This is a genomic window from Bifidobacterium hapali (assembly GCF_002259755.1).
Lineage (GTDB): Bacteria > Actinomycetota > Actinomycetes > Actinomycetales > Bifidobacteriaceae > Bifidobacterium > Bifidobacterium hapali.
This window is the reverse complement of the sequence record NZ_MWWY01000042.1, coordinates 19,449-27,562: the sequence shown is the minus strand read 5'-3', so window position 1 is coordinate 27,562 and position 8,114 is coordinate 19,449. Positions and strand designations below refer to the sequence as shown.

The following is an 8,114-nucleotide window of genomic DNA, read 5'->3' as shown; positions in this document are numbered from 1 at the left end:
GAACGAACTGTTGCCGGAGGCGCGTTATCAGCGGTGCATGGTGCATTTCGAACGCAATATCCTCGCCAAGGTCAACCCCAGAAACCGGGAGTGGGCTGCGGACGCGCTTAAGGCCGTGTTTGCTATGGAATCACGCGACAAGGCGTTGGAGAAGGCGGAATCCGTCGCCAAGGAACTGGAGACAAGGAAGCTCAGAGAGGCTGCCAAATGCCTGCGCGAAGGCATTAGCGAGACGACGACCTACCTGCTCGACGACTATCCGAGGGAACATCGCCGGCGCATCCGTACGAACAACATGATCGAACGATTGAACCGCGAGATCAGGCGACGCACGCGCGTGGTCGGCTCGTTTCCGGACGGGCGGAGCGCGTTGATGCTCGTCTGCGCGCGCGTCCGCTACGTGACCTCGAACGAGTGGTCGACGCGCCGTTACCTCGACATGTCCCGGCTCGGTGAGAGCGTACCAGTAGCGAACTGATCATCGTCGCAGAGCCGGGCGAAGACCAAAGTGCGCAAGAATCCGGGCACTACCGCCAGGTAGAGCTGGTGTCCCTCGCCGTCGTTCCAGAACCGGTCGAACTGTTCGGTCGGCATCATGCTGGCGGGGTCGAACCCGTTCCACACGCCGCCGCAGAACACCTTCGCCGCCGCGTTCACCTCCTCGTCGGACGGCATGCCCGGATGCCCCTCGGCGGCGTCCGCGGCCGCGCGCATCTGCGCGCCGAACACGCGGGCCTGCAACGGCGAGAGCGTGTACGCCAGTCCCGCCGTGGAGCCCGCGGGGAATCCCGTGTTCACGCCGAGGGTGATGACGTGAGCCTCCTCTCCGATGCTGATCCGGTCGCCGAGCACGGAGACCTCCATCGAATAGTCCATAGTGTCTCCTTTCCGCAGACGCATCGGCTTTCGGAATCGCGTCCGCATGTTTGACTACCTGAATGCTTGTGTGCTTACTTGTTGGATTGCTTGATTGCTTGATTGTCTGACGGGTTACGGCTCATCGTCGCCGTCGAGCCGGTCGAGCTCGCGTTCGATGGCGTCGCGCAGGAGTTGCTGCATGGGCAGTCCGTGCGCGGCGGCCGTGGTCTTGAGCCGGGTCTTGAGCGACACGGGTATGCGCAATGAGAGCATGACCAGCGGTTCGCCCGTGGTCTTGGAGGTCTTGTTCTGCTGACGCAGCACGTCGTCGAACGGCACCGGCCGTGCCAGTGGCTGGTAGTTGCCCTGCATGGTCTCACTCCTGCTTTCCGGCGATTTGCTGGAGTTCGGTGACGAGGTCGCGGTATTCGCCCAGCTGGTGCGGGTTGGTGCCGAGCGAACGCTTGTAGGACTGGGCCTTCGGCACGATTGTGTCGAATCTTGGCGTGTCCATGGCGGTGAGGGCGTCCATGGTGTCGCGGAACGCCTTCGTGTTGCGTTCGGCCTTGACCAGCAGCAGCGCGGCGGGTGTGCTCATCCTGGCCATGTCGAGGGTGCTCCATGCCTGTTGGAGGTCCATGGGCGAGTCCGACGCCGGCACGATCACGAAGTCGGCGGCCTTGATGGCCATGTCCAGGGTCGGCCCCTGCGGGGGTGCGTCGATGATCGCCCATTCGTCCGGGTCGGCTCCCGCGGCGAGCTGGCGGAGCGTGACCTGGTTGGCGGGCAGCACGTCGAACGTCAGCGGGTCCGCGGTCTGTTCCGCGGCGGCGGCCCACAGGCTCGCGCTGGACTGCGGGTCGGCGTCGTATACGACGGCCCTGCCGCCTCTGGAAACGATGACCGAGGCGATGTAGATGCTAGACGTGGTCTTCGCGACCCCGCCCTTAGCGTTGGCTATGGCGATGCGCATTCGTTCTTCTCCTTTGCATCTGCCGGCAATCATGCGAATCCGATTACTTGATCGCTTGATTGTCTGCTTGTTTGATTGTTTGGATTCCTGCTTGTCTGCATGTTTGATTGCTTGACGGCTCATGCGGGGCTGGGCGATCGTCCGTTTCGTCTCGCGCGCAGGCGGCGTTGCTGACGTTCGGCGCTGGCCTCGCCGGTGGCCTCGTCGAACACGTTCCGGTGGGTGCGTATCCAGTCCGTGAGCAGCCGCCAGCGCTGGAGCCAGGGCAGGCTGCGGTCCCGGCAGGGGACGCCGTCCGCTTCGGCCATGCGCGCGATCCTGCGTCGGTCGGTGCACACCTTGCCGCCGTACACACCCCATTCGAGCCCGCCGCTGGCCGCATAAGCCAGGCATTCGGCCCGGACCGGACATCGTTCGCACACGGCCTTGGCGACCGAGTGGAACGCCTTCGCGTCGTCGGGTCGGTGCTCGAACTCCAGCGACCACAGGTAGTCGGACCATGGCTGCGGGAAGTCGCGGCATTCGCCGGCCTTCTTCCACGCCTCCAGGCGTTGTCCGTCGCCGCTCATGGCCGCACCGCCTCGGCCGGTGCGCCGACGGCTTTCACCTTGCGGTGTCCGGCGACGTCGTGGGTGGCGTGGTTGCGTTTGTCGTACGCACACACCGGGCACGCTTCCTGTGAGATGGCGCCTTCGATGTGTTCCTGGCACAGCGAGGTGCGCAGCAGCGCCGCCCCGTAGATCGGCACGCGGCTCGCGGACGACGAGCTGACCGGTATCGCCCGGTTGGGGTCCTTGACGACCGGCAGCGGCGCGTCTGGCGCCCGTTTGCCCGTCGGATCGGGATGGGTGAGCATCTCCAGCCGCAGTTGCACGTAGTTCGCGGCGAACCTGGCGCCGCTGGTGAGTCGGGGCAGCCAGTAGCGGTTGCGGTACGCCCAGTCCATCGTCGTGACGATCTCGCCGTACGGCCGGTCGATCAGCAGCGAGTGGACGGCCTTGCGGTCGGCCATGGTCGCCGGAACGTCGAACCTCTGGTCCACGGCGAGCATGCGCCGGCGGATGCCGTCGAGCACGCGCACTTCTTGGGCGGCGCGTTCCGCGACCGGCTCGGGCAGCTTGCCGGGTTCGGGCATCCACAGCGGGTTCCTGCAACCCCTTGGAGGCAGCGCCTTGCCCCAATCGGTCGCCGGAACGGGTTCGGGCTTCGGGTCGGCGACCGGCTTCGTGGAGGCTGATTCGGCGCTGAGGGGAGCATCCCCGAAGGGGATGAGGGGAGAATTGTTTATCACTTGTCTATTGGGTGACTTTCTGTCCAAGATTCCGGGACAATTTGTCCTCGGCTCCACGTCTTTCGGTTCGGGTGACAATCCGTCAGGTGACAAATTGTCCTTCATCGGATCCGTCTTGCCGTCGCCTTCCGCCAGCGCATCCAGGTTCCGGGGCTTCTCCTCGATGTTCTCGGCGGCATGGTCGCCGTCCATGACGACGTCCCACACGCGCGAGCGGTGTCCCTTGGCGATCGGCTTGCGGGTGCGCGGGTTGCGCGCCGACATCTCCTGGTCACCGGGCCTGATGTAGCCCTTGCGCTCCAGCTCCTGCAACGAACGGATCACGGTGCGCTCACAGCACCCGCAGTTGAACGCGATGGTCTCCACGCTCGGCCATGCGGCGGCGCCATCGTCGTAGTAGGCGCGGCGGGCCAGGTACACCAGCACGAACTTGGTGATGCCCTTGACGTCGTCGCGCTCCCATGCCCAGTTCTCGGCTCTGCTGCTCATCGTTCGACCTTTCCGCCGTCATGAGCCGGGTCCGTTTCATGACGTTCGCGCAGTCTCGCGCCGATGTCGTCGCCCAGACGGGCGGCGCGGCACAACGCATACGAGAGAACGCCGCCGGACACGCACACGGCGGCAACGACCAACCACCACATGGTTCGGCCGAATTCGGGAAAACGGTCCGCGGACGCGCGCCTTAGCGGCGCGAACCCCGGGACGGGTGGGCGAGCATGGACAGCACATGCGCCTTCGCGATGCGCAGATTGACATTACCGTCGGTCCGCCGCGCGGCGTCGCGCGGGCGATTAGGCTCGAAAACAGATGCCGGGCGGATGCTGGCGGTGTTGGTAGAATCGGTCATGGCGATGACCCTCCTTCGGGGAATCGGAACGGCGGGCGTCTGATCTTGGCGGATACGCGCGCCCGCGTGTTCCATGGTTGTTGCCGTTCAATCCCCGTGCCGGGTTCCAGCCGGTCCGGGGATTCTCGTTTCGGGTTTCCACCCGCCGTCCGTGAGATAGGCGTCGATGCCGAGCACATACCCCGGAGACAGGTTTCGGTGAATGGCCAGCCAGATCAGGTCGGACTGCTGCCACGGTATCGAGCCGTTGACCTTTCCCGCGACCGAGGATTTGGACGTGCCCATCTCCCGCGCAAGGTCCCGGCAGCTCAGACCCGCCGCCGTCATGTAGCGACGCATCGGAGAATCCATCATCCCTGCCTTTAGTCCATTCACGATAGACAATATATCAGGGAACTTGCATTGAAGCAAATTACTGTTGTAGGATTGTGTCCATCAGCATTGGACGACTGCAATACGGAGGAACTTGATATGGCAGACATCAAATCATCGCCTGAAGTCAATGGACTGGGCGACTACATGCAGAAGGTGTTCATCTGGAACGTCAACATGCAGCTGACCGGACGGGGGATGAACCAGCAGGCCCTGTGCGCCCCGCTGGGGCTGAAGAAGGGCGCGGTGTCCGCGAAGATGACCGGCAAGACCACCTGGACCATCCAGGACATCGCCGCGGTGGCCGAGTTCCTCAACGTCTCGCCCCTCTATCTCCTGGACGCGACGATGTACGAGCAGATGATGCGCGGGATGAACGGCGACGGAGGTGCATCTTTGGTGGCAGTGGCCACCGCCGGGTTTCCTGTGCGAGCGTCTGAAGGCCAGACTGACGGCCTGAAACCGTTGGAAACAAAAGGCTCCGGGCCACGATACCTCGTGGAACCCGGAGCCGGTGGGTACCCCCAGAGAGAGTCGAACTCTCGTTGTCAGATTGAAAGTCTGGTGTCCTAACCGTTAGACGATGGGGGCGAACAACTCGATATACAATACACAAGCATCAGCAATCATGCAAATCGGCGTGTCGCGACTGAAGCCACTGCTGAGTTACGGCCTATTTCAGCAGGAAAAACGGCCGTAACTCAGCACAAACAGCACAAACAGCACAAACAGCCAATCACACTGCGCGATACGTGAAATCATGAATCACGCGACCCGCAGCCAATCCTTTCTTCTCAAAGTTCGTCAGTACACGCCCCGCGAATCGCTCAGACTCAACAAAATCCGCGTGTGGCAACTCAACGGCAGTATCAGCATTGCCCTTGCCGACATGCTCAACCGGCAAACTCACCGTCCGCGTGCCAGCATTCGCAAATCCCGCGCACTTATCCATCACTTCATGCACGTGCAACGCGTAGTCTTCAATGTCCGTAGCAATCCGCCACACTCCCCCATCGGCCAGCGCACGCCGCACATCACCAGCCAACTGCGGCTGCACAATACGCCGCTTGTGATGCTTCATTTTCGGCCACGGATCTGGGAAAAACGTCCACACTTCAGTCAGAACACCGGGCGCGCACACCTTAAACAACTCCGGCGCGTTCACCTGCGCGATACGAATATTCGTCAACCCCTGCTTGCCAGCCAACAGTAGCGTATGCGCGACACCGGGATCGTACACTTCCAGCGCAAGAAAATTCATGTCCGGATGCGCGACCGCCGCAGCGACAACGTTCTCACCCTGTCCACTGCCGATCTCGACGATCAGCGGGTGATCGTTACCCCACACGTCACGCACGAACGCAGCGTCGATCTGCAATCCGTCGCGCACATCCAGCGAACCCTCGCCAGCATTGATATTCAGCAAGTACTGTGCAGCGTACGTATCCCACGCACGCTGCAGTCGCGCATCGAGTCGCGCGGACCGACGGACAAACGACAGTACTTTGCGCCCGTACAGTGCGGGACGGCCAGCGGATTCGTCAGACGTTCGGTTGGCGGATTCGACTTGCTCGCCGTTCGCAGTATCGTCGGCCGCACTATCGCGAGCGACGGTACTGTTCACATCATCCGCTGATACCGATTGCGCAACAGTTGATTCTTCAATGGTCATGCTCACCATTTATACCGGCCGGGATGGAACGGGTCTATACCAGTTTCAATCGGACAGTCCCGTCGCACGAGGACAACAGTTCTCTCAATATCGCCTGCAATATCGCTGCAATATCGCCTTGCGTACCGCTCGGCAACGTCTTAGCAAGGATGCCAAGAACGTAGTAAATGCATTACTAACGCGCAATACTACAGTATTAACGTGCGACAGGTGCGAGAAACGCTGCGAGATTGCGGCAAGTGAGCGCGGCCAGCGCACGCACAGCGGCATCAGCAGTACCACCGAGCGCAGTATCAGCCGTACCAGTACCCGACCGAATCACAGCAAGCGCTCGCAGCAGATCGACCAACGCACCAACGTACTCATCAACTCTATACTCACGTCCGCGCGCCCATGACAACGATTCCAGACCGTCACTTTCGATCAACAATCGATCGTCAGGAATCCGCCGCGCCAACGACCGCACCGATTCGTCAGTCTGTAGATCCGGTCCGATCGACATGTAACAGCCGAGGTCAAGATAGTCATACTGCCAACGTTCGCATGCGTACCAGTGAACCATGTACCGATTCGGATAGTGACGAATAAGATCAAGTACTTCGCGTTCGCGTGACTTCGTATGCAGTACGACCGGCTTGTGCGTCCGGCTCGCGTAGTCAAGTTGCGCTTCACATACGGCAATCTGCTGTGCGAGCGGCACGTCGGTCCATTCGCCGTCGAGTCCGATCTCACCGACGATCGCAGTCTGTTCGAGGTACGGCAGAGCATCGGCAAATCGATAACTGTTCACATCCCACGGATGGATACCGAAACTGAGACGAATATCTGACGTACGATTGCTTGGACTGTCGCTTACGTTACTGCTCTCGTTGTCACGTACCGTATCAGCTAACCAGCGGCTCGTCTGCCGCCACTGGTCGCCGTTCGCGCAACTGATCACGGAGCGTATGCCGTACTTACGTTGGACGGCGATCAACTGTGCAGTATCGACATGACAATGCGCGTCCGACAGCAATGATATGAGATCATCGGCTGCGGCTGGTTCAGATGCGGGACCTGTCATGGTATCTCCTCACCACGGTGATGCGCGCATAGGCGACACGCATAATAATAAACGGCTTCCCAGTTGGGAAGCCGAATCAGTGTGTACGGTTGCCGCTATCACGCACAGAACACGCACAGAGTGGAACAGCGGCAACCGGCGAGCAGCGAGCACGCACCAGACAGATCAGACGACCGCCGCGGCGTCGCGACCACCGGCGACACGATCGAGCGCACCGGTCTTGGCGAGCGCCTGATACAGCAGCCACGCGATCGCACCAGCGAAAATCACGCCGGACAGTGTGCTACAGATGAACGCAACCACGATGAACAGCGCATCGTATCCTTGGTAATACATCACCCATGACACAGCCATGCCCGCGAAACCGGACGCAGCACCGGCGAGAATCGTCACAGCGATATTCCAAGCCTTGTACGCGAAGATCAGGAAGATAATCTCAGCAGCCAAGCCCTGTACAAGACCCGGAATCAGCGTGCCGAGGCCACCCCAGTGGCTACCAAGCAGTGCTTCAACGAGCGCGGCAATAACCTCAGCAAACAGGGCCGCACCGGGCTTGCGTACGATAATCGCGGCGAGCGGGCCAGCAAAGTAGTACAGGCCCCACAAAATCGCGTCGGAGCCGGGCAGGAACGTGAATAGAGCCTCAAGCGGCTGCGTGGCAATGCCAGCACCCCAGAAAATCACGCCGGAAGCAACGGCGATAACGGCGGCGACGGTAATGTCGGCAACGCTCCAGCGCAGCGACGGCTTTTTCGCACCAGAAGTGGAATCAGAAACGGACATAAGTAGCCTCTCTCCCTTTCGGTTCAATATCGTGTCAAGCGGGAGACGATACGCGCATCCGCGTTGAACGGACCAGAAACGGACCACAGCACCACAAGTCCAGAGCGAATCAAGGACTTCGTTCGCCGGTACGAACCGGATCACGTTCAACGGTCGGGGTTACCCCTCTCAGCTCGTCATGCGAGCTCCCGTGCTTGATAGATCACACGATACGGGGATGCGGCTACAAATGTCAAGAAATGTCAGCTCACTGCG

At 61.1% G+C, this 8,114-nt stretch carries 11 protein-coding genes, 1 tRNA gene, 2 pseudogenes and 1 riboswitch; of the genes and pseudogenes, 2 read left to right on the top strand and 12 right to left on the bottom strand.

Annotated features, from left to right (window positions below; all coding sequences use genetic code 11):
- Positions 1-478: transposase (locus BHAP_RS09865; RefSeq protein WP_211279728.1), on the top strand; the 478-nt coding region annotated here is incomplete at its 5' end.
- Here the strand turns inward: BHAP_RS09865 and BHAP_RS09860 are convergent.
- The 8 genes from BHAP_RS09860 to BHAP_RS09840 form a co-directional block, all read right to left on the bottom strand.
- Positions 430-876, bottom strand: a complete 447-nt coding sequence (locus tag BHAP_RS09860; RefSeq protein ID WP_244569385.1) for a transcriptional regulator — start codon at positions 874-876, stop codon at positions 430-432. The genes BHAP_RS09865 and BHAP_RS09860 overlap by 49 nt on opposite strands.
- A 114-nt stretch (positions 877-990) precedes the next feature.
- Positions 991-1,230 carry a hypothetical protein gene (locus BHAP_RS11935; RefSeq protein WP_033892026.1) on the bottom strand — a complete coding sequence of 80 codons (240 nt, stop codon included), beginning with the start codon at positions 1,228-1,230 and terminating at the stop codon, positions 991-993.
- 4 nt (positions 1,231-1,234) lie between these two features.
- Positions 1,235-1,831, bottom strand: coding sequence for a ParA family protein (locus BHAP_RS09855; RefSeq protein WP_169713211.1), 597 nt, complete (start codon positions 1,829-1,831; stop codon positions 1,235-1,237).
- A gap of 119 nt (positions 1,832-1,950) precedes the next feature.
- Positions 1,951-2,400 (bottom strand): WhiB family transcriptional regulator, encoded by a 450-nt coding sequence (locus BHAP_RS09850; protein ID WP_094730516.1) that lies wholly within the window; start codon positions 2,398-2,400, stop codon positions 1,951-1,953.
- Positions 2,397-3,611, bottom strand: coding sequence for a helix-turn-helix domain-containing protein (locus BHAP_RS09845; RefSeq protein WP_094730515.1), 1,215 nt, complete (start codon positions 3,609-3,611; stop codon positions 2,397-2,399). Before BHAP_RS09845 ends, BHAP_RS09850 begins: the two co-directional genes overlap by 4 nt.
- A complete protein-coding gene (locus BHAP_RS11730; RefSeq protein WP_169713210.1) occupies positions 3,608-3,763 on the bottom strand; it encodes a hypothetical protein in 156 nt (51 codons plus the stop codon). The genes BHAP_RS09845 and BHAP_RS11730 overlap by 4 nt, the downstream gene beginning before the upstream one ends.
- Positions 3,764-3,804: 41 nt before the next feature.
- Positions 3,805-3,969: a hypothetical protein gene (locus tag BHAP_RS11725; protein WP_169713209.1), complete on the bottom strand. Its 165-nt coding sequence runs from the start codon at positions 3,967-3,969 to the stop codon at positions 3,805-3,807.
- Positions 3,970-4,056: 87 nt separating this feature from the next.
- Positions 4,057-4,323: a helix-turn-helix domain-containing protein gene (locus BHAP_RS09840; RefSeq protein ID WP_244569384.1), complete on the bottom strand. Its 267-nt coding sequence runs from the start codon at positions 4,321-4,323 to the stop codon at positions 4,057-4,059.
- Between the two features lie 117 nt (positions 4,324-4,440).
- Between BHAP_RS09840 and BHAP_RS12185 the strand changes: the two are divergent.
- Positions 4,441-4,698: pseudogene (locus BHAP_RS12185) on the top strand (helix-turn-helix domain-containing protein); the annotation flags it as partial.
- Positions 4,699-4,860: 162 nt separating this feature from the next.
- Here the strand turns inward: BHAP_RS12185 and BHAP_RS09830 are convergent.
- The 4 genes and pseudogenes from BHAP_RS09830 to BHAP_RS09815 form a co-directional block, all read right to left on the bottom strand.
- Positions 4,861-4,932, bottom strand: a tRNA-Glu gene (locus BHAP_RS09830).
- A 145-nt stretch (positions 4,933-5,077) separates the two neighbouring features.
- A pseudogene (gene trmB, locus BHAP_RS09825) lies at positions 5,078-5,875 on the bottom strand (tRNA (guanosine(46)-N7)-methyltransferase TrmB); the annotation flags it as partial.
- A 334-nt stretch (positions 5,876-6,209) separates the two neighbouring features.
- Entirely contained in the window at positions 6,210-7,076 is an 867-nt protein-coding gene (locus tag BHAP_RS09820; protein WP_094730512.1) for a TatD family hydrolase, read from the bottom strand.
- A gap of 165 nt (positions 7,077-7,241) precedes the next feature.
- Complete coding sequence (locus BHAP_RS09815; protein WP_094730511.1) at positions 7,242-7,859, bottom strand: ECF transporter S component; 618 nt, start codon at positions 7,857-7,859, stop codon at positions 7,242-7,244.
- A gap of 98 nt (positions 7,860-7,957) precedes the next feature.
- A riboswitch (TPP riboswitch) is annotated at positions 7,958-8,061 on the bottom strand.
- Positions 8,062-8,114 lie beyond the last annotated feature (53 nt).